Raw genomic sequence first — 21,366 nt, 5'->3', positions numbered from 1 at the left:
TACTATTTGAATTAAAACTTAATCTGCGCAGTTACACCAGTAAAAAACATATTTTTTCCAGTTCCGACAGCTTTTAAGAAATCCCCGGCTTTAAACCAGGTTGCTTCAACTCGGAAATACAAATATTGATTTGGCGTGTAAATAATTTCGCTTTCCAATTGTTTTCCAATTTCTTTAGCATCGGTTGCATCACCCGGATAAATCATAATAGTGTTTGGACCGTAAATTCCGTCTTCGCTGCTGTATCTCCAAAACATATCATAATCAATAACCCAATCGATATTTTTTGCCAATTCAAAACCAATGGAAGGATGAAAGTCGACCAAGTTTGAAGGTCCAATAACAGAAGCTAATCCAAAGTAAGCGCCTCTTGGAAACAACGGATTAAAAGTATTTAATTGATTGTCTCCATTGGTTTTGTCACCGCTGATCAATTCGACTTTAAATCCGAATTCAGGTTTTAAAACTACAGAAGTAAATTGATATCCGGTATTTAGAGAAACCGTCCAGGCTTTAATGTTTTTGGAATCGACATCTCCAAACTGATAAAGAGCTTCGGCATCATAACGCCATTCGTCATATTTCCCCCAAATGCGAGTTCCTACAGAATGGCGTAATTCTTTTCCGCTGGCATCATCAAAGTTGGCATTTGCTCTTTCGTAACCCAAATAATAAAGGTCAATATTTTTGAGTGCCGGAATTTTATTGAGGACAAAATAACTTCCCCAAAACTGTCTTTTTTTGTTCGAAGAGTCATCAAAAATGCCGTCTTCAGCAACGACATAATGACTATAGAATAAATCAGTACGAAAATTATTGATTCCGAATATGGCTTTCGCAGCATCAAAAGATTGGCGATTATTTGGTCCGTCACGAACTGCCACTAAACGTTGTGAACCGTAACTTAATTCCTGTCTTCCAACTCTAAAAATCAATTGTTTATTTTTTTCGGAAAACACATTCACATCAATAAATCCCTGATGTACTTCAAGCGGATTACTATCAACCGGACTCGGATCAATTCTTCCGTTGGCATTACTGCTTTGAAGCTGAATAAAAGCCCTGAAATATTTGCTGGAATGAAAATCGGCGTGAAGCAATAATCGGTTTAAAATGTAGCCATCGTCATCGACAGGATCATCTCCCCATTTTTCATTTTTGGCATAAAAATATTGATACCTAATTTCGCCTCCAAAACTTAAAAATGTTTCACCAGAGAAAGAAAGCGGCATATATTTCATGGTTTTGTACCAATTTTTTTTGACCGTATCTTTTTCCAAAACCTTATAATTTTCATCAAAACGCAAAGGCTTAAATTCAGGATACGACTGCGCGTGGAGCTGAATACAAATTAGAAATAAAAGAATATATTTTTTCATGGCTATTTGCCTAAGTTTTTCTTAATGTCGTTGTATGCATTTGGAATATTGAAATTGTAATGAAGCCAATTAAAAAGAACATAACCTTTATCAAACTCCTTCATCGTTACCGACGCTTTTACTTGATCTAAAGTTTCTCCTTTTTTCACGGCGTTTTCCACATTTTCCTTTAAAGCATTTACATAATCAATTGTATATTTTATTCCTTTTTTATTGGTAATTCGGCCGTGACCGGGAACTACAACATCATTGTCTCCAATCATATCATAAATTTTTTGAAGATTACGAACAGGCTCCAAAAAATAACCATCAAAAAGCCAAGGAATCGCCGGACTTTCAGCAATAAAAGGATTTCCTGCCCATAATACATTCTTGTCTGAATCCTTTAAATATACAAATAAATCGGCAGGAGATTGCGCTGTTCCGGTATTAATAATTTCTACAATTTTACCGCCTCCTAAATCTAGTTTCAGACTTTGATTTAAAGCAATTGTAAGATCTGCAGGACGATACACACTTTGTTCGATTCCGCGATCTTTTCCAAAAAGCATAATCATAAATTGTTTGATTCCTTCGAAATTCTTAGCTAAGTTTTCTTTGCAGAATTCATTTTGGATTAAAATAGTTTCCTTTGGAAGTAAATAATTTCCAAAACAATGATCGCCATGATCGCTTGTGTTTACTGCATAAATAATAGGTTTTGGAGTAACAGAACGAATCAGTTTGTATAATTGATCGTATAATCTTTTGCTCAACATCGTTTCGATGAGTAAAACGCCTTTATCGCCAACAATAAATCCCGCAGAAGTGGCTTGCGGAATTCCTTTAGTAGTTTCTGTTTCAGTTGTTGATGGCGAAACCGCGTAGACATTATCAGAGATTTTATGTAATTGCAATGTTACTTTATTAGCATCCCAAATCGGAACTTCTGGTGGCATTGGAAATTGAGCGTATGTATGCTGTACTAGAAACAGCATAACTAGTATCATTAAAAATTTATTTATCTTTTTCATGGTAATTTTTTTAGTGGTCAGTATTTTTTTTTATAAGCAAAAACAAAAGGCATTTTAAGAAACATGGTTTCCTGCTCTCCGCTATATCTTTGCTTTTTTAAAGAAAAAAAGCAAAGGATACCGCTTCGATCAGGGCTAAAGGGAAACAAATTGCTTTTTTGTTGTCAATTTTTTATCTCTGATAACCTCCAAAATATTTCACAGGAGACCAATCCGGAATTACCGCAGGAATCTCTGGACTCAAGGCTTTATATTCCGCGGAAGCGTAAACAATTTTGCCATTTACAATCGTCAAAACCGATTCGATTTTTCGAACGTCATCTGTTTTTGCTGAGAAATAATCATCAGATAAAATCGCCATATCGGCATACATTCCTTTTATCAATTTTCCTTTGTCTTTCTCTTCGCCAGAGAACCAAGCACTTCCAGAAGTATATAATTTTAAAGCAGTGAATTTATCCAAAACCTGATCTTTTGGCCAGAACTGCATTCCGCCAATTGTTTTTCCTGTCAAAAGCCAATGCAAAGCCATCCAGGGATTGAAAGTTGAAATTCGGGTTGCATCAGTTCCCATTCCGACAGGAATTCCTAATTCAAGCATTTTTTTAATTGGAGGCAATTGTGTTTTTGGAGCTCCGTACAATTTATTATATAATTCTCCCTGATAATACATTCTAAATTGTACTGCAATACCGCCACCAAGTTTTTTAACGCGTTCGAGTTCAGATGGCGTAATGGTTTCGGCATGATCAAAAAACCAGCGCAATCCATTAAACGGGATTTCTTTATTTACTTTTTCAAAAACATTCAGCATTCTGTCAATTGATTCTCCATAAGTGGCATGTAAACGAAAAGGCCATTTGTTTTTGGCTAATAAGCGAATAATAGGTTCTAAATCGGCTTCCATTTCATCAGATAGAACAATTCTTGGTTCTAAGAAATTTTCAAAATCAGCAGCTGAAGCCACGATATTTTCTCCAGCACCTTCTTCAACATAGCCATTGGCCACAATCAGATTATCATTTTTATTAATTTGAGTCGTCGCAACCCATTTTTCATAATCTTGTAATTCTTTCCCTTTTTGCTGTGCAAATAGATAATAGGAAATTCGAAGACTTAGTTTATTTTGTTTCGCCAATTCAAGAGATGTAACATAATCAGCAGGAAAATTTTGGTTTCCGCCGGCTGCATCAATAACACTTGTCAATCCAAAACGATTTAATTCGTGATTGAATTGAATCGAGCTGTTAATGCGCTCTTCCGGACTTAATTTTGTTGTTAAACCCAAAGTCGTATAAATGGCTTTTGGAGTTTCTTTGGCGTACATTAAACCAGTTAAATTGCCATTAGCATCTTGTTCTAAAAGGCTTCCTTCGTATTTAGTGTCTTTTGTATATTTTAAAACTTCAATACCTTTTTTGTTTAGAAAAGCTTTTCCATACAAATACGTTATAAAAACAGGTTTATCGGGAACTGCAGCGTTGATTTCATCAATTGTTGGTTGTCTTTTTTCTTCAAATTGAAATTCGTTCCAGCCTCCAATTACTTTAATCCAAACGCCGTCTGGAGTTCTTGCTGCTTGTTCTTTTAGCATTTCCATGGCACGTTTTAAGGTTTTTACGCCGTCCCAACGCAATTCAGAATTGTAATTTAAACCTTCACGAATAACGTGCATGTGACTGTCATTTAAACCAGGAATTACCGTTTTCCCTTTGGCATCAATCAATTTTGTTTCTGCGGATTTATAAGAAGAAAGAATGTTTTTTTCGGTACCAATGTCGAGAATAATTCCATCTTTCATTGCAATTGCCTGAACAAATTCGTTTTGTTTCTGCATGGTTGCAATTTTTCCATTATAAATAATCAGATCAGCTTTTTGCTGGGCCTGAGATAACAAGCCCGCAAAAAACGATAGTATTAAAAATATTTTTTTCATGATTTTAATTATTTAGCCAGAAAAAAGGCTAGTAAATCTTTTTGTACCTGAGCTGTATTTTCCTGAACTAACCAATGTCCTGAACCCGCAATTTTAGATTCGGTAACATTTTCTGCAACCAATTTTGAGTGATCTTTAAGGAAAGCTGCTGCGAAATATTCTCCGCCCATTGCTAATAAAGGCATTTTCAATTTTTTCTTTGCGAAAATTACATTGTCTTTTCCGTCCTGATCAAAAGCACCAAACCATTTAAATGCAGCGGTTGTGCCACCTTCAACGGCATAAGCTCTGATGAATTCTGTAGTTTCTTCGGCAGTAAACGGATCTTTTACATGTCCTACAACTGGCCAGAAATTAGTTAAGAATTCTTTTTCTTTTCCTTTAACAATATCTCCAGAAGCTGGCCAAGCAAAGAAACCAAACCACCAAGCAGATCCTTTTACATTTGACCAAACTGGTTCAATACCAGGCAAAAGTGCATCCATCAGAGCCAATTTGTTTACACTGTCGCCATATTGCGCCGCATAAGCATACGCCACCATAAGGCCGATGTCGTGTCCAGCCAAATTGATTTTTTTATAGCCAAGCTGATTCACTAATTCATGAATATCGGATGCCATTGTTTTTTTATCATAGCCGCCTTCAGGTTTGTCAGATTCTCCGACACCTCTTAAATCAGGAGCAATTACAGTAAAATGTTTAGAAAGTTCTGGCAATAAACGATTCCACATGTACCAGTTTTGCCCAAAACCGTGAACCAAAACCAAAGGATCGCCTTGTCCGCCAATCACGTAATGAATTTTGATTCCGTTTACAGTTGCTGTTGCATGTTTAAAATTTGATGGTGGGTTTGCAGGAGCAACTTCGGGAGTTTCTGTTGTTGGTGTAGATGCTACGGCAGGAGTTTCTTCTGCTTTTTTGTTGCATGAAATTAAAGTCAATAGTGTAAATCCCAAAAGTAAAAACTGGGTAGTTTTATTTTTGAAGTTTAAATAAGTGCTGTTTACTAAATTCGTTTTCATAATCTTAAATTTTATTGGAATAATTGGTTAATAAATAATTGGTTTTAAATTTTATGGATGTTGTTTTGAAATCCAGTCTTGTATGTAAACTGCAATTTCCTGCCAGCCAGGCTGATTCAGAACAAAATGGTTTCTGTCTGGAAAAACCTTAAAGTCTGTAACAGAATCTCTATCAGTGTATTTTTTATAATTAGAATAATTGAGTGATTCGGGAATAGTATGATCTGCGGATCCTGCAATTAGTAATAATGGTTTGTGAGGAGCTTTAAAATCTACTTTTGCAGCTGAGCTTATAGTGTCACGAACAATTAATTTTGATTCCGGAATTACAGATTCACAATAGGCTTTATCTTGCCATTCTTCAGGCATTCCGTTAGTAAAGGCATATTGCCATTGCGGAAAACTCATTAAGAAAGTTTTTTTTGTTGAGGTGAAAAAACCAAGAGGTCCCCAACCAGCTTTCAAAAATGAAAATTTAAATGTCATAATTCCTTGTGGAGGAACAGAATGTATCGCAACTGCGGCCGATGCTAAGTTGCGTTGTAAAAGTATTTGCGCTACCAGTCCGCCAATAGAATGGCCAATTATAATAGGTTTTTGAGGTAGATTTTTAGCGATATTTTCAAAATGCTCAATAAGATGCGTTAATCGTAATCCGGCAATTTGAGGATCTGGATGACGATCGCGTAAAACGCTCGCAGGAGCATCTTTATAGGGCCACGCCGGTGCAAGAGTTTTAAAGCCTTTACTTTCAAAAAAGTCTTTCCACTCATCCCAACATTTATTACTGACAAAAGCGCCCGTAATAAAAAGAATTGTAGTAGGGTTTTCAGTTAGCATAATACATTGTTTTAATGTTATGCCAAACTATAAACTAAAACCGAACCTTTTATTTAAGTGATTGATTATTAGTGATTTAAGTGTTTTTAAGAAAGCTATACCAAACTATATATCGTTGAAAAACGGAAAACAAGTAACTTAATATCGTTTTTTTGAGTTATGAATTATGAGTTATGAATTATGAACGAGATAAAATAAATCATTTATAACTCGTAATTCATAATTAAAAGTGACTTCTCTTAATACCCAGCTTCTGCATTCTCGAAGCCAAAGTAGTAGGAGGTAGGCCTAATATTTCAGATGCTCCGCCTGCGCCTCTGATTCTTCCGTTGCATTTTTCTAAAACATTAATAATATGCTCTCTTTCGTTTTCCTGAATAGTTTTAAAATACCATTCATTTGCCGAATTGCTTATTTTAATTTCATCAAAAGCAGGAAGCGGAATATGTTCAATGGTATTTGTTTTTGCTAAAAGAATACTTCTTTCAATAAGATTTTCGAGTTCGCGAATATTTCCGGGCCATTGATATGATAAAAGACTTTTTAAAGCATTTTCAGCTATTTCGGTTACATTTTTTCCTGTTTTAACGCTATATACAGCAATAAAATGACGGGCAAGAAGACCAATATCTTCTTTGCGTTCTCTAAGCGGTGGCAATTGAATTGGAAAAACATTTAATCGATAATATAAATCAAGTCGGAAGCGACCGTCTGCGACTTCTTTTTCAAGATTGCAATTTGTTGCCGCAATTATTCTAACGTTTACTTTTATGGGAACATTTCCGCCAACACGTTCAATTTCTTTTTCCTGAATGGCGCGAAGTAATTTTGCCTGCATTTCAAGTGGCATATCTCCAATTTCATCTAAGAATAATGTTCCGTTGTTGGCTTGTTCAAACTTGCCAATTCGTTTTTCTGTGGCTCCTGTAAAAGATCCTTTTTCATGACCAAATAGTTCAGATTCTATTAAACTAGGAGGTAATGCCGAGCAATTAATTTTTACAAACGGCTGATTTTTTCTATCCGATAATTGCTGAATACTGTTGGCAATACTTTCTTTTCCTGTTCCGCTTTCTCCGGTAATCAAAACAGTTGTATCTGCCGGAGCGACTTGTAAAATATGATCAAATAATTTTAATAAAGCCGGACTTTTACCCACAATAGATTCAAAGCCAGATATTTTTGCATTTTTGGCTGTATTTGTATTTGCAGCTGAGTTTGTTTTTTGGACTAATTTTTTGTCTGCATTTATTAAATTTTCAATAGCATAAATTAAAGGTTCCTGAAGTCTGTCGCATAATGTAAGATGGTTTTTGTTGTAATTATCAGCTTGTTTGCTGAAAAAAGACAAATATAATCCGCCATTTTCATGCAATGTCAAAGGAACTGGCAGCATTAGATTTGACTTCATATTCATCGAGTTCGCAATCATTTTTTTGATCGGCGTTTTATCACATATTTTTATAAAATCCTGATTGTTATAAAAAGTAGCCACGGTCTCTACCTGGCTTCTGTTTCTTAAGTCATTTATTTCAGATTCTTTTAAAGCAGTTATGTTTTGCAATTCTTCAATTCCAATTTTTTGATATTCGTGCAAACCTGTTCGTGCGTACCCTAAAACTCTGTTGGATAATTTACTATCGACATAAAAAACAGCCATTACAAGATCAAATGAAATAAGCGATTGTAAAGAAGTCACAATATTAAGGACTCTGTCATCCCAGGTGCCGCTTTTTTTGACAATTGCTTTGAGTTGTTTCTGAAATAAAAGCTCTCTGCGAATAGAAGATTCAATTCCGTGTTCCTGATGATATTTGGCAATTTCAATTGTAACCAATAAATCCTGTTCTCTAAAAGGCTTTACCAAAAAACCATATGGATGTGTTAATTTTGCTTTATTAAGTACCTGTTCATTTGAATTTGCAGAAAGATAAATAAATGGAATATTATCATCTTTTAATATTTCGGCAAGGTCAATACCGGTTTCTTTTCCTGATAGAAAAATATCCAATAAAACCAATTCGGGTCTTTCCTGAGCAATATAATATTTGGCATCTGCCACTGAACGTGCCATTCCAGTGACCGAATGACCTGCTTTTTTCAGCATCAATCGCAAATGATTTGCTTCTACAAATTGATCTTCAACAATAAGTATTTTTAATGATTTTGTCATTTTATAGATTTAAATTAATGAAGATTATGTTCTTTGAAAGTAAATTCCAATGATATTTTAGTACCATTTAAGTTCGTAATTAAAAACTTTCCTTCGATATCTGCAGATAGCCCATGCATTAATTTTATACCTAAAGAAGGATTGTTGTAAGGATCAAAATCGGGTGGAAGCCCAATACCATTGTCATGAACAATTAATTTATAGTTTTCATCGTCAATTGCTTTAAGCGAAATAGTAATAATATTGTTTACACGATTTGGAAAGGCATATTTAATTGCATTCGTAACTGCTTCATTAAAAATAAGTCCAATCGGAATTGAATGCGACAAAGGCAGACTGAAACTATCAATATCAAGAATGAATCGAATGTTGTTTTTGATTTCGAAAGAATCTTTTAAATATTCTGTTAATTCGAAAATATAAGAAGGCATATCAATAATCGATAAACTTTCCGACTGATATAATTTTTGATGAATCAAAGACATGGCCTGAATTCTGTTGTGACTACTGTTGATAGCCTGAATCGCTTCTTCATTTTTTAGAAATTCAGCTTGGCTCGCCAATAAACCAACAACCATATGCAGATTGTTTTTTACGCGGTGATGAATTTCGCGCAACAGCCATTCCTTTTCGACAACCAGATTTTGTAATGTATTGTTTTTTTTATTTATTTCATCTTGTTGTGTTTCCAGAATTATATTTGTTTTTTTCTTGAACCTATAGCTTTTGTAAAGCAATCCAAGAATTATAAGTAATAGTACCACAAAAGTTATCATCGAATTACGCAAAAACACCTCATTTTTAAGTCTGCTTTGCTGTAAAAGTGTTGTGTTTTTAAGTCTTATGATATCTCGGTTTCTTTTATCGGCTTCATAAATAATATTCAGTCTGGAAGAAATTGGTAAAATTTCGTCTTCTTTTAGATGCGCTGCTTTATAAAAAAATACGGCTTTATTTAGAAAATTTAGCGATTTGTTAAAATCCGAGTAGGAAAAATAAAGTTCACTAATTTCTCGATAGCAATCACCAATTCTTTGATTATTTCCGGATTTTTCGAATATCGCTGCAGCTTTAAAAATTGGAACTAATCTTTCTGGTATTGGTTTCCTTGCCCGCATTTTTGCAGACCAAATCATAACCCATGCTTCTGCCAAATCATCTAATTGATTTGTTTTACTCAATACTGCGATTGCTTTTCTGGCGGTAACTTCAATCATCGAATCGTTATTTCTCAACTGATGCACCATTGAAAGTTGCAAATAACATTTGCCAATATAAATATTAGAATGCAAGGCTTGGCTTATTCTAAGGGCATCTTTGGCATAGTAAAATGCTTTTTCTAGTGTTTTAGGATTGTTATAAGAAGCTTCATACCAATCGCTTACTTGCAGTAAAATTTTGACTTTATCGATGTTTTCCTGAAGTCCATTTAATAATTTTTCAGCTTTTTTTACTTGTTGTTCTGTATAAGCAGGTTCTTCATCAATATTATTTTCGGGAACAAGCAACATCATTTCAGACGTTTCAACTTGCTTTAAATCTTTTAAAAAAGTCGAGGCATTTAAGTCTCCAATTGCAAATAATACAAGGAGGAACAAAATTATTTTTGTTTGATTAGAGAACATTTTTCGTAGAATTAAACTGGTTATACGAAGGTATTGATAATAATGTACTTAATATTGAATTATCATAAAAACAATAGCCAACGATATTTCGTTGGCTATTGTTTTGTTAAATGCTCTAATAGAACTTCGGCAGTTCCCTCAATTACTTGAGCTTCGCTACATTTATTATAATTTCTGATAGCATAAATGGTGATTCATTTATTTTAGATATTATTCGGCAGCCATTACGTTTACTGCATTTAACGCAATATCATTTAACAAACAATCGGCTTCTTTTTCTTCTGCCAATGTTTGGGTCAATAATTTTGCAGCATCATTTTCGCCTAATGTTTTTGCAAAGGCGCACAAAGTTCCATAAGTAGCAATTTCATAATGTTCGATTTTTTGTGATGCTGCAATAATTCCTGCATCTCTTACTGGGCCAGGTGTTGTTTCAACTAAAATACTATCACCTTCTTTAAGTAATCCGGCCATAGCTTCACATTTTTTTCCTTCAGCTTTTTCTTTTAAAAGCTCAAATACCTCATCAAGCCTTGCTATTTGATTTTTTGTGACCAAATGATGCTCCAAAATACTTTTTGAAAGTACTGGAGATGTTGCATTTTCAGCCATTTTAGGAAGCGCATTTACAAGTGCGTTTTCAGCCCAGTAAATATCTTTCAGATTATCAATAAAGAATGCTTTTAAGTCTTTTGCGGCGTCTGCGGCTGGTGAAACTATGTTATTGGTTTTGGATTTAGGAGCTTTATTTTCAGTTGGTTTTTCAAGATTTTTCATGTTCAAAATTTTTTAGATTAGTTGTATAAGTTTTCTTCTCGTTGCCAAAAACGATGCATGGTCATTGCTGTTATAAAATCCTGCGCAAATTCTGCGGTAGCAATTTCACTTGAAATTATAATACCCGGATCATAATCAGTAATTTGGGAAACGAAAGTGGCTGAACTTACTATTTTTGAAGCATCACCATCTGCTCCAATTACTTTACAATGTTTGTAAGCATCATTTAAAAATTCAAGAACATCTTTGTTTTCTGAAAGAGTCTTTACATCAAGTCCGTGGGGAATATAAACGGCATCAAATAAAACGGAGGAAACAGTAAGAAGACTGAAATCTACCGGAATTTCACTATTAGAATCGGTCGAAATCGAGCCTAAATGCGGTGCAATAACGCAACCTTTGGCATCTTCTTTTTTGAGTGCATTTTTCATATTTGCAACGGCAGTTTCTGAGACTCCATCAGAACAAATAATAGCGACTTTTCGTGAAGCAATTGTGGGTGAATTAGTTGGATTATTAATCATGCTCAATGCATCAGATGTTTTTATTGTTTGGTTTCTGGTTTGTGGTTCATGTTTTCTTCCTTCATTTTCTGGTGAAACGCCATGGTTAATTGGGGTTTCAAGAATAGGAGGAACTTTTGCACCAAGTCCAATCGCTACTTTTTCGGCTAATTGTTGGTCAATTTGCGATAACAAACCGAGCATTCTGTTTCGTATAGCCGTTGTCTGTACTTTTCCAAGTTCAAAACGCAAAGCTCTAACAATATGGCTTTTCTCTTCGGAGGTTTGACTATTGAAGAATAATTTGGCCTGACCAAAATGATCATTAAAACTTTCGCTTCTTTCTCGAATTTTATGCGCGTCAATACGTTCATTAAAACTTGAAAAGCCACCTTCAGCAATTTTTGCCTGATACGGACAGCCTCCGCCAAGTGAATTAGGATGATAACTAACGCGTCCTTTATTAATTTCCTGACGCATATGTCCGTCACGCTGATTGTTGTGAACCGGTGCAATACTTCTGTTAATTGGAATTTCATGAAAGTTTGGACTTCCTAATCTGGAAAGTTGCGTATCGGTATAGGAGAATAATCTTCCCTGAAGCAACGGATCATTTGTAAAATCAATTCCAGGGACAACATGTCCGGGATGAAAAGCAATTTGTTCGGTTTCTGCAAAGAAATTATCAGGGTTTTTGTTGAGAACCATTCGCCCGACAATAGTAACTGGAACAATTTCTTCCGGAACAAGTTTTGTTGGATCAAGCAAATCAAACTCGTAATTATTTTCATCTGCTGATGGAATAATTTGAACGCCTAATTCCCATTCAGGAAAATTTCCCATTTCTATGGCTTCCCATAAATCTTCTCTGTGAAAATCAGCATTTTTTCCTGATATTTTTTGCGCTTCATCCCAAGCAACGGCATGCGTTCCTAGTTTAGGTTTCCAATGAAATTTTACAAAAACTGATTCTTCTTCAGCATTAACTAATCGGAAAGTATGAACTCCAAATCCTTCCATCATTCTATAGCTTCTCGGAATAGCACGATCTGACATTACCCACATAATCATGTGCATAGACTCGGGCATTAGCGAAATGAAATCCCAAAAAGTATCGTGTGCCGACGCAGCTTGAGGCATTTCGTTGTGCGGTTCCGGTTTAACGGCGTGAACAAGATCTGGAAATTTTGAGGCGTCCTGAATAAAAAATACGGGAATATTATTGGCAACTAAATCATAATTTCCTTCCTGAGTGTAGAATTTAACGGCAAATCCTCTTGCATCTCTAGCCAAATCTGTTGATCCTCTTGATCCTGCAACGGTTGAAAATCGGACAAAAACGGGAGTTTTTAAACCTTTTTCCTGTAAAAAGCCCGCTTTGGTTAGTTTTGGAATTGGGTTCGTAACTTCAAAAAAACCATGCGCTCCAGATCCACGTGCATGAACAATTCTTTCTGGAATTCTTTCATGATCAAAATGCGTTATTTTTTCTCTTAAAATAAAGTCTTCCAGTAATGAAGGCCCTCTTTCGCCACTTTTGAGCGAATTGTTATCATCATTGATTTTAACGCCCTGATCAGTGGTTAAAAATTTGTTTGTTCCGTCTGATTTGTTTGTGGATAAATCACGTTGTTTATCGTCTTGAAAATTTTTCATAAATATATTTTTTAGGTTAATTCCTGAATGCAGCAACTTGAAGAAACTGACTTTTTTGATAAGCTGTAAATGGTGGTTACCTTATTATGAAGTCATTTCAAAGCTAGTAAGAGAATACTTAAAATATTTATAGGTTTAATAGTGTTGTTTTATAGGATTACCATTTAATTGTTTTGTAAATAAGGTAGTTATTTCGTGGAAGAATGATTTTGAAGATCAGTTAAATAATGAAAAAGAAATAAAAATTAAAAGCGCATAGATTTTGTTCGAGGTGCTTTTTTGATTTTCTGCTAGGGCTTTGTGAAGTCAGTTGGAGAAATATGAAAAGTATCCCTCAAGTTAAAAATCTGATTTTATAATTTATATAGAATTGTTTTTATATTAATACTAAGAAATTTTTTCAATCAAAAAACAAGGAAGTTAAGCACTTTCTCCGCAAGGATTCTAGATTCCTTCAATAATGATGCTTATATTTGGGAGTATAATATTAATATTGCTATCAATGAAGAAAATTGGATTTTTATCTTTTGGGCATTGGGCAAATCATCCTTCTTATAAAGCTCGTACAGCAAGCGATACATTGCTTCAATCCATTGATTTAGCCGTTGCGGCAGAAGAAATTGGTTTGGATGGCGCTTATTTCCGTGTGCATCATTTTGCACGACAGTTGGCTTCACCATTTCCTTTACTTTCTGCCATCGGTGCTAAAACAAGCAAAATTGAGATTGGGACAGGAGTTATCGATATGCGATATGAGAACCCATTATATATGGTTGAAGATGCCAGTGCTGCTGATTTAATTTCAGAGGGACGTTTACAATTAGGAATAAGCAGAGGATCACCAGAACAGGTTATTGATGGTTGGCGCTCTTTCGGATATGAACCCGAACAAGGTGAAACAGATGCCGATATGGGACGCAAAAAAGCTTTAGAATTTTTAGAGAAACTAAATGGTGAGGGATTTGCAGAGCCAAATCCGTATCCGATGTTTCCAAATCCGCCTGGTTTGTTGCGCCTGGAACCGTATTCTGAAGGATTACGAGAAAGAATTTGGTGGGGAGCAGCATCTAATGCTACTGCTGTCTGGGCAGCTGAAAACGGAATGCATCTGCAAAGTTCTACGCTTAAATATGATGAAAACGGGAAGCCTTTTCATATCCAACAGGCAGAACAAATCAGACTCTATAAAGAAGCCTGGAAAAAAGCTGGACATGATCGCGAGGCGAGAGTTTCTGTCAGCCGTTCCATTTTTGCACTTGTCACAGATCAGGACAAGTATTACTTTGGCGATCAAGGAAAAGGCTCTGATAGTTTTGGAAATATTGAAAGTGATAAACGAGCCATTTTCGGAAAGAGTTATGCAGCTGAACCGGATAAACTTATTGAAGAGTTAAAACAAGATGAGGCTATTCAGGAAGCTGATACATTGCTTTTAACAATTCCAAATACATTGGGTGTTGACTATAATGTGCATATACTCTCTTCGATATTAAAATATATTGCTCCAGAGATGGGCTGGCGATAGTTTTTAAAATATATAATTATTAAAATGCCCCAAAAAGTTAGATACTATTTTGGGGCATTTTAAAATCTCTATAAAATTTTATGACGACTTTGATTGAGGAGAAAAACGATATTGCAATGGAGATATTTTCATATGCTTTTTAAATAGACGAGAAAAATAATACGGATCATCATATCCCAAATCAGCAGCAATAATTTTTACTTTAACTTCGGAGGTTATTAGTAACAAACAGGCTTGTTGTAATTTCAAGTGAATAAAATAATCCAACGGTGCCATTCCGGTGCTTTTTTTGAAAAGCAGTGAGAAATGTGAAGGCGATAAATTGTTTATTAAAGCCAAATCTTCTAAAGTGATTTTTCCGCCTAGATTATTTCTCATGTAGGTAATAGTGTTGCTTATCGAGTCTTTTTCGTCCTGTTTTTTTTCATTGACGTTGACATCAGGATATAAAAAAGAAGAAAGAAAATGATATAAGCATAAATTTGCCTTGGTAATATTTTCTTTTCCATAACCCATTTCAAGGCTATGGTACATAATATTCCATAATTCTATTCCTTTTTCATTATAAGCGATTTGTCGGGGACCGTCGAATAAGCCAATATTGAAGCTTTTATTAAAAATGTCTATTTTACGACTGCTAAAATGAACCCAATATATTGTCCAGGGATCATCTTCATCGGCTCCATAAATTATATGTTGATTTGTTGCGGGAATTATAAAAAATTGATTTGGCCGAATTTCAAAACGAATGCCATTTACAATATGCCATCCTTTTCCACGTACACAGTAAATTAGAATATTATCTGTGCATCCTTTTTTTCGCTCCCTGTAATAATAAGTTGCGTTAGGGAAATATCCAATATGAGTAATATACAAATTACCTAATACAGGATTTTCTTCGATTGCTTTTTGCCAAACATTATTGGGCAACGATATTAATTTTTCCGTCCGAAATTCATCGTGTTGTTTAAAACTTTCCATGATAATTTAATATGAACAAAAAAGCATTTATTGCTAAAATACGATTTTATTTTCTTCTGTTTTAATTTTAAAATGATTTTTGAATGAGCTGTAAATTATAATTTTAATCGTCTTAGTTATTTCTTAAGGCGTAAATGTTTTTAATCTAGTTTAGGTTTTATAGTGTTGTAAGTTAAGTTCTTACATTGTGTTTTTGATGATTGATTTAAGAATTTAAAAGGCTTTTATATTTTAACATTTTAAGTAATAATTTTTTGTATGAAAAATATTAGGTTATTTTTTCCTTTAATAACGTAATAATAAGATAATCCATTACGGTAATTTCTTAAACTCTTCCTAGTAATTTTATAGGTATATAAAAGTATTTTCTTAAAATAAGCAAATGAGATAATAGTAAGATTGTCCATCATAATAATAAAATAGTCCATTTATTTTCAGACGCGAATAAAATAGATTTGTTTATATTTAACAAATGTTTAAGTTTGAAAAAAAGATTAAGTTTTAAGTGTTTGCTTGAAATTTATTACTTTTTAAAAAATAACTTTATGTTAAATTATTGATATTTAGTTTTTTATAAAATTACAAAAATATATTGTCAAATATTTAAAAAGAACCCTGAATGAAAAAATAATACCTAAAAGTTAATCAAAAAAAAGCTCGACATTTTACTATGAATTTTTAAAGTTAAATTAAAGAATGTAAAGAAGATAATGCTGCCAAATCTAAAATAAAACTAACACACAACTAACTTAACCTATGGCAAAAAGACTACCCAAACTACCTCCTTTACTGCAAAGTAAAATTTACAAAACCGGACAAACAAGAAGCGCGAATGATGATGTGATTTTTCAAAATAGAGCCAATAGAAATGGCACTGTTTTGATTCCTTTTGAATCAATTGATTTATTCGACATTTCCGTTTTAACTTCTCAAAAATTTGAAAGCGGATTTATTGTGGTTATGAGTCCTGAAGATTACTACTCAAATCCGGATGCATTAATTACAATGAAAGCCAAGAAACTAAAACTTGGTGTTAATACTATTTTATTTTATGAGACAAGATCTCAATGGAATAATTTTAATCCTTATAAAAATAAGCTCTCTGTAGCTGAGAAAAGGGCAGTTCCTATTGATGGTCATTTTGTAGCAAGAATAGTATCATCAGGAATAAAAGGCGAGGAGAAAATTATTCTCGGTTTTAATACCAGTAACTGCAAAGGTGCCGGAATTAGAGTTGCAGAATATGCTCCACTTTCAACAATCAAATCCTGTCATTTGCAATTAGAATATTTATTCTGGCTCTGCTACGATTCCGATGAAGTGGCGCTCAACGCTGGCATGACGGAAAGTGATATCGAAAATCGAAGGGCAGCTATAATTACAGCCTGTAATAATCAAAAACTATCTAATACCGACCGACTTTACAAGACGCGAATTATTGATAATGTGAAAAACACTATTTGCCCTCTTTGCTTAAAAAAATTAAGTGCAGGGGCTTTTATGATCAATTTCTTTGAATCTGCTGAGAAATCATCAGATATCGATAAGGAAGTTAGTCAGATCAACCTTTTTTACATTAATCAGTTGAAAACGGGAGAATTCAATCATTCACCGTATAATTTGGCTTGGGGACATCAAAGCTGCAACATGATTTGTAAGGAAACTGGGGTAATTGAAACTATTAAATGGATGAAAGAAGTGGTGGTAAATACCATTATTTTCAATAAAGATTCATCCAATTAAGAGTATAGAAATATGTTGAGATATATTTTCATTGAAAATATATATACCCTAAAAACAACATAAATCTATAAAATCATAAATCCACTATTTAAAAGAAAGAACGGCAATTTGTCAAAATGCAAGGTATACTCGTTTGCAGTAATTGCGGTTTATATTTTTCTGTCTAAAGACAAAAAAATATAAATCTTGATTAGTGATTTACAAAGTTTCTCTTTGGATTTATTTAAAAGTGGTATCAAAAAAAATAAAAAATCATCAAAAAAAATAAAGAAATGATCAGCGACTTAAGAAAAAAATACATCGAAAATTATAGTGGTTTTCCAAAGGAAATTTGGATTTTGACATTAATAACCTTTATAAACAGAACCGGAACAATGGTAATTCCGTTTCTCTCAAAATATATGCGAGAGAATCTGCATTTTGAATATAATCAGATCGGATGGGTTATGGTTTGTTTTGGTGTGGGTTCTTTTATTGGAACCTGGCTAAGCGGCGTTTTGTCTGATAAAATCGGATTTTATAAAGTAATGATAGGCAGCCTTTTTGGAAGCGGTATCATCTTTTTTATGTTGCAGTATATAACTTCATTTGAAGGATTTTGTTTTTCAATTCTACTTTTAACAACTATAGCAGATATGTTCAGGCCTGCAATGCTGGTGTCCTTAAATACATATACTCGTAAAGAAAATAAAACCAGAGCATTGGCTTTGGTAAGATCAGCAACAAGTTTGGGCTTTTTATTTGGTCCTCCTTTAGGCGGTGTTATAATTATGTTGATAGGTTATAAATATCTGTTTTATGTAGATTCGGCTACTTGTATACTTGCGGTTTTAGTTTTTGTTCTTTTAGTTAAAGAAAGAAAACTGCCTTTTAAACTCAAAAAAAACAATATTGGAGTAGACAAATATGCGATATTAAAAGATAGAGCTTTTTTAACGCATATGTTCATTTCGCTGATAACAGGAATTATGTATTTTCAGGTATTTACTACATTGACCCTGTATCACAGAGAACAATTTAATTTATCAGAAGTAAACAGCGGTTTGATTTTAAGTTTTAGCGGAATATTGACATTATTGTTTGAATTGCCGATTGTTAATTATGTAGAAAGAAACAGAATTAATAAGTTGAATGTCATCATGGTAGGTTTGGGTTTTATGGTTCTTAGCTATATTCTTTTATTAACGAATGACAAATGGTACGGAATATTGTATGTAATGATGTTTTTTATGACACTTGGGGTAATGTTGACTTTTCCTTTTGCAAATTCATTTGCTATGACGAGATCACACAATAATCAAGAGGGCAGGTATATGTCTGTTTTTACAATGAGTTTTAGTCTTGCTCATATTTTAAGCGCTAAGACAGGTATGGAAATTGTAGCCTACGCAAGCTACAGAGCAGATTTCATTTTTATGAGTTTAATCGGTTTATTTGCTATTTCGCTTTGTTATTGGCTGGTAAAAACGGTTGAAAAAGAAACAATAGAAACTAAAATAAAAATAGTGCAATCCATTTTTGTTGATAAAAACAAGAAGCTATAACTGGCTTTGATTTGAAAATGAACCTATTATTTCCTTTTCAATGTTTGAATAAAAATGAGCTTCTCCTATTATTAAAAAACACTCAATTAAGATGAAAAAAAATATTGCATTCATAGCCATAATTATTTTTATTTTTTTGATTCCTTCGAACTTGATTTCTCAAGAACTTTATGCAGGAATTGAAATAGGAAGCAAGGGAATAAAAATGTCGGTAATAAATGTCCAAAACATTAAAAAAGGAAAGTACGAAGTAGTTGATTTTTGGACAGAAAATATTGCTATCGCGAAAGGGATTTCCATAGACGGAAAATTAGCAGAAAATGATATTGAAACGGCCTTTAATGTGACAGTGAAAAATTACACCAAACTACTAAAGGAATTCAAAATTGAGGAAAAAAACATATTTATAGTTGTATCTTCTGGTGTAGGAATGGCCAAAAATGTAGACGTATTGCTTCAAAAACTATATGTTTTTACAAATATTAATGTAGCCATAATTACTTCTGATACGGAAGCAAAATTATTGCTAAAAGGATGCATTCCGCCAAAAGAGTATTCGGATTCTTTAATTCTGGATATTGGAGGAGGGAATACTAAGGGCGGATATGTAGAAGAATTTAATGAGGATGATATTTTAGTGTTTTATCCTGTAACTTTAGATTTAGGCACAGTAACTTTTACGGAGAAAATAAATAAAAATGCCAAAACCAATTCGGTTGATGAATTTAATGAGCTACTAGTTAATGCGTTGCCTGAATTAAAAGAACAGACAGATCATTTATATCAGCAAAGTCCTAAAATCAATAACAAAAAAAATGTATACATGTCCGGAGGCGCAGTTTGGGCATTCTATACGCTGTATAAGGGAAAAGGAGCAACAGAAAATTTTAGTCCGTTTGAAATTAAGGAAGTTGCAGATTACAACAATATGATAAAAACAGATTACGCAAAATTTGAAGCATTAGCTTCGCAAAATAAGGATGTTGAGAAAGTATTAAAAACGTATTCTCAAAAATACTTAATTGCAGCAAATTCAATATTGCTGACTGTATTAGAGAAAATTCCAGATGTCAAATCTAAAAAAATCTATTTTACGAAACAGGGACAAATGGCATGGTTGCTTTCTTATATCGCTGATTCGGCAAAAAGAGCAAAAAATATTCGCTAAGGATGACTTTTAAATTATAATTCTTTATATAGGTTGAAAACAAGGGATTTTGAAGCTTAGTTATTTATAAATCAAATTCCAAATAGTAGTTTTATAAATATGTAAAGAGAAAGTGAAATGATATAAAAAAGCCAGTAATCGTTTAGATTACTGGCTTTTTTATTGATTTTAATTAGTTAAGTTTTGGCTTTTAATTCTAAAATCAGGCTTTTTTCTCATGGATGAACTGGCAAATAATTCATCGTTTTTGAGTTTTATAAAATCGATTCCGAATTCTTTTCCTTGATACCAATTACTAATGAAGGCATTGGTAGCAGTATTTTGCGTTGTTCCAATAATCTTGGTATCATTAATAAGCAGATCTTTTAAAATTATTTTTCCTAAGAATTCATCGGAAATTGTCACAGTATCTGAAAATATAATGAGGTGGCTAAATCCTGATATTACAGAATTGGTCAATGTTAAAAAAGTATTTTCTCTGATTAATATTGCTTCGTGTTTAAGTCCTTCAGTTTCAGTGCCAATATCTTCTGTGTGCATCATTGTGATATTTGTTGCATTTACTCGGGTCATTTCTTTTTTGCTGTCTAAAACTTCTCCTTTTCTGGTGTCAACTGTTTCCATCTCAAAACAACGAGATCCGTAACTGTCGGACAGGAACGGACTTCTAATAGCAATACTGTTAGAGAGATTGCATTGGACACCTTGTGTAAAATCAAAATCATCATCTGCAGATCGCACAGATACTAAATTGTTGGCATTTACATATCCTCCATAGAATTGAAACGAATCGTCATCACATGAAGTAATCTGAATATATTCTAATTTTGTTTTGCTTCCAACGCCAGCTAATGATAGCCCATTGATAGGTTTATTAGCAGGTGTTCTTTTTCCAGAAAACTCAATCCTGACATATTTTAAAATTCCAGAATCACATTCTTTATTATCACCACCATATTGTGCTTTTTGTGGGTCAAGATCAAATTCTAAAATACCAACTCCTCCTGTTTTGTTTATTGGTGCATCTCCTAAAAGAATTATGCCTCCCCAGTCCCCAGCATTTCTGTCTCCAGAGTTTTTATTTGAAGTAAAAACAATAGGATCGGTCTCAGTACCTTCAGCAATAATTTTGGCGCCTTTTGTAATTACTAATGTGGTCAAAGTATCAGTATCACATCTTATGAGCGTACCAGGCTGAATTGTCAAAGTTACATTTGGGGCAACATAAACAGTACCGACTAATACATAAACATTTTCTTTTTTTAATGTCATATTTGCACTAATAGTACCATTTAGTATTATAGAGGCTTCATTATAATTGGTCGTTTTAGGATTAAAATTTGTCCACATATTCAACCAATTGGCATCGCCACTAATGCCTTTAGTATTTTGTGCATTAATTAGGATTGTGAAAGTAAAAAATACAAGCAATATTAATTTATTCTTCATAACGTCTCACTTTTTAAATTAATTAATATTTT

The 21,366-nt window shown here is 33.6% G+C and carries 15 protein-coding genes; 4 read left to right on the top strand and 11 right to left on the bottom strand.

Translation table 11 applies throughout. From position 1 onward, the window contains the following. Positions 1–11: 11 nt before the first annotated feature. The 9 genes from FN795_RS21090 to FN795_RS21050 all read right to left on the bottom strand — a co-directional run bounded on the left by FN795_RS21090 (position 12) and on the right by FN795_RS21050 (position 12,924). On the bottom strand, positions 12–1,379 hold the full coding sequence (locus FN795_RS21090) for an alginate export family protein (RefSeq protein WP_142452467.1): 1,368 nt from the start codon (positions 1,377–1,379) through the stop codon (positions 12–14). 2 nt (positions 1,380–1,381) lie between these two features. Next, complete coding sequence (locus FN795_RS21085) at positions 1,382–2,392, bottom strand: MBL fold metallo-hydrolase (protein ID WP_142452466.1); 1,011 nt, start codon at positions 2,390–2,392, stop codon at positions 1,382–1,384. 172 nt (positions 2,393–2,564) lie between these two features. Beyond that, the gene (locus tag FN795_RS21080) at positions 2,565–4,328 is read right to left on the bottom strand and encodes an amidohydrolase (protein ID WP_142452465.1); all 1,764 of its coding nucleotides are present in this window, start codon (positions 4,326–4,328) and stop codon (positions 2,565–2,567) included. Positions 4,329–4,336: 8 nt separating this feature from the next. Then, positions 4,337–5,350: an alpha/beta fold hydrolase gene (locus tag FN795_RS21075; protein ID WP_142452464.1), complete on the bottom strand. Its 1,014-nt coding sequence runs from the start codon at positions 5,348–5,350 to the stop codon at positions 4,337–4,339. Positions 5,351–5,401: 51 nt separating this feature from the next. Continuing rightward, a complete protein-coding gene (locus tag FN795_RS21070) occupies positions 5,402–6,190 on the bottom strand; it encodes an alpha/beta hydrolase (RefSeq protein ID WP_142452463.1) in 789 nt (262 codons plus the stop codon). 223 nt (positions 6,191–6,413) lie between these two features. Beyond that, a complete protein-coding gene (locus FN795_RS21065; RefSeq protein WP_142452462.1) occupies positions 6,414–8,363 on the bottom strand; it encodes a sigma 54-interacting response regulator in 1,950 nt (649 codons plus the stop codon). Positions 8,364–8,377: 14 nt separating this feature from the next. Then, on the bottom strand, positions 8,378–9,961 hold the full coding sequence (locus tag FN795_RS21060) for a sensor histidine kinase (RefSeq protein WP_167498115.1): 1,584 nt from the start codon (positions 9,959–9,961) through the stop codon (positions 8,378–8,380). A 237-nt stretch (positions 9,962–10,198) separates the two neighbouring features. Continuing rightward, positions 10,199–10,765, bottom strand: a complete 567-nt coding sequence (locus FN795_RS21055) for a ferritin-like domain-containing protein (protein ID WP_142452460.1) — start codon at positions 10,763–10,765, stop codon at positions 10,199–10,201. Positions 10,766–10,782: 17 nt separating this feature from the next. Continuing rightward, a complete protein-coding gene (locus tag FN795_RS21050) occupies positions 10,783–12,924 on the bottom strand; it encodes a catalase (protein WP_142452459.1) in 2,142 nt (713 codons plus the stop codon). A gap of 502 nt (positions 12,925–13,426) precedes the next feature. Between FN795_RS21050 and FN795_RS21045 the strand changes: the two genes are divergently transcribed. Further along, complete coding sequence (locus tag FN795_RS21045; RefSeq protein WP_142452458.1) at positions 13,427–14,449, top strand: LLM class flavin-dependent oxidoreductase; 1,023 nt, start codon at positions 13,427–13,429, stop codon at positions 14,447–14,449. Positions 14,450–14,527: 78 nt separating this feature from the next. On the opposite strand, the gene FN795_RS21040 is transcribed toward FN795_RS21045, so the two are convergent. After that, a complete protein-coding gene (locus FN795_RS21040; RefSeq protein ID WP_142452457.1) occupies positions 14,528–15,430 on the bottom strand; it encodes an AraC family transcriptional regulator in 903 nt (300 codons plus the stop codon). A gap of 756 nt (positions 15,431–16,186) precedes the next feature. Here FN795_RS21040 and FN795_RS21035 point away from each other — a divergent pair. The 3 genes from FN795_RS21035 to FN795_RS21025 all read left to right on the top strand — a co-directional run bounded on the left by FN795_RS21035 (position 16,187) and on the right by FN795_RS21025 (position 19,885). Continuing rightward, positions 16,187–17,173, top strand: a complete 987-nt coding sequence (locus FN795_RS21035; RefSeq protein WP_142452456.1) for a BstXI family restriction endonuclease — start codon at positions 16,187–16,189, stop codon at positions 17,171–17,173. Between the two features lie 272 nt (positions 17,174–17,445). Continuing rightward, complete coding sequence (locus FN795_RS21030; RefSeq protein ID WP_142452455.1) at positions 17,446–18,717, top strand: MFS transporter; 1,272 nt, start codon at positions 17,446–17,448, stop codon at positions 18,715–18,717. Between the two features lie 91 nt (positions 18,718–18,808). Beyond that, entirely contained in the window at positions 18,809–19,885 is a 1,077-nt protein-coding gene (locus FN795_RS21025; RefSeq protein ID WP_142452454.1) for a Ppx/GppA phosphatase family protein, read from the top strand. A 168-nt stretch (positions 19,886–20,053) separates the two neighbouring features. Here FN795_RS21025 and FN795_RS21020 read toward each other — a convergent pair whose 3' ends face one another. Continuing rightward, on the bottom strand, positions 20,054–21,334 hold the full coding sequence (locus FN795_RS21020; RefSeq protein ID WP_142452453.1) for a hypothetical protein: 1,281 nt from the start codon (positions 21,332–21,334) through the stop codon (positions 20,054–20,056). Between the last annotated feature and the right edge of the window lie 32 nt (positions 21,335–21,366).

Source organism: Flavobacterium resistens (assembly GCF_900182645.1).
In the GTDB taxonomy this organism is placed as follows: Bacteria; Bacteroidota; Bacteroidia; order Flavobacteriales; family Flavobacteriaceae; genus Flavobacterium; species Flavobacterium resistens.
This window is presented reverse-complemented; position numbering and strand designations above follow the sequence as displayed.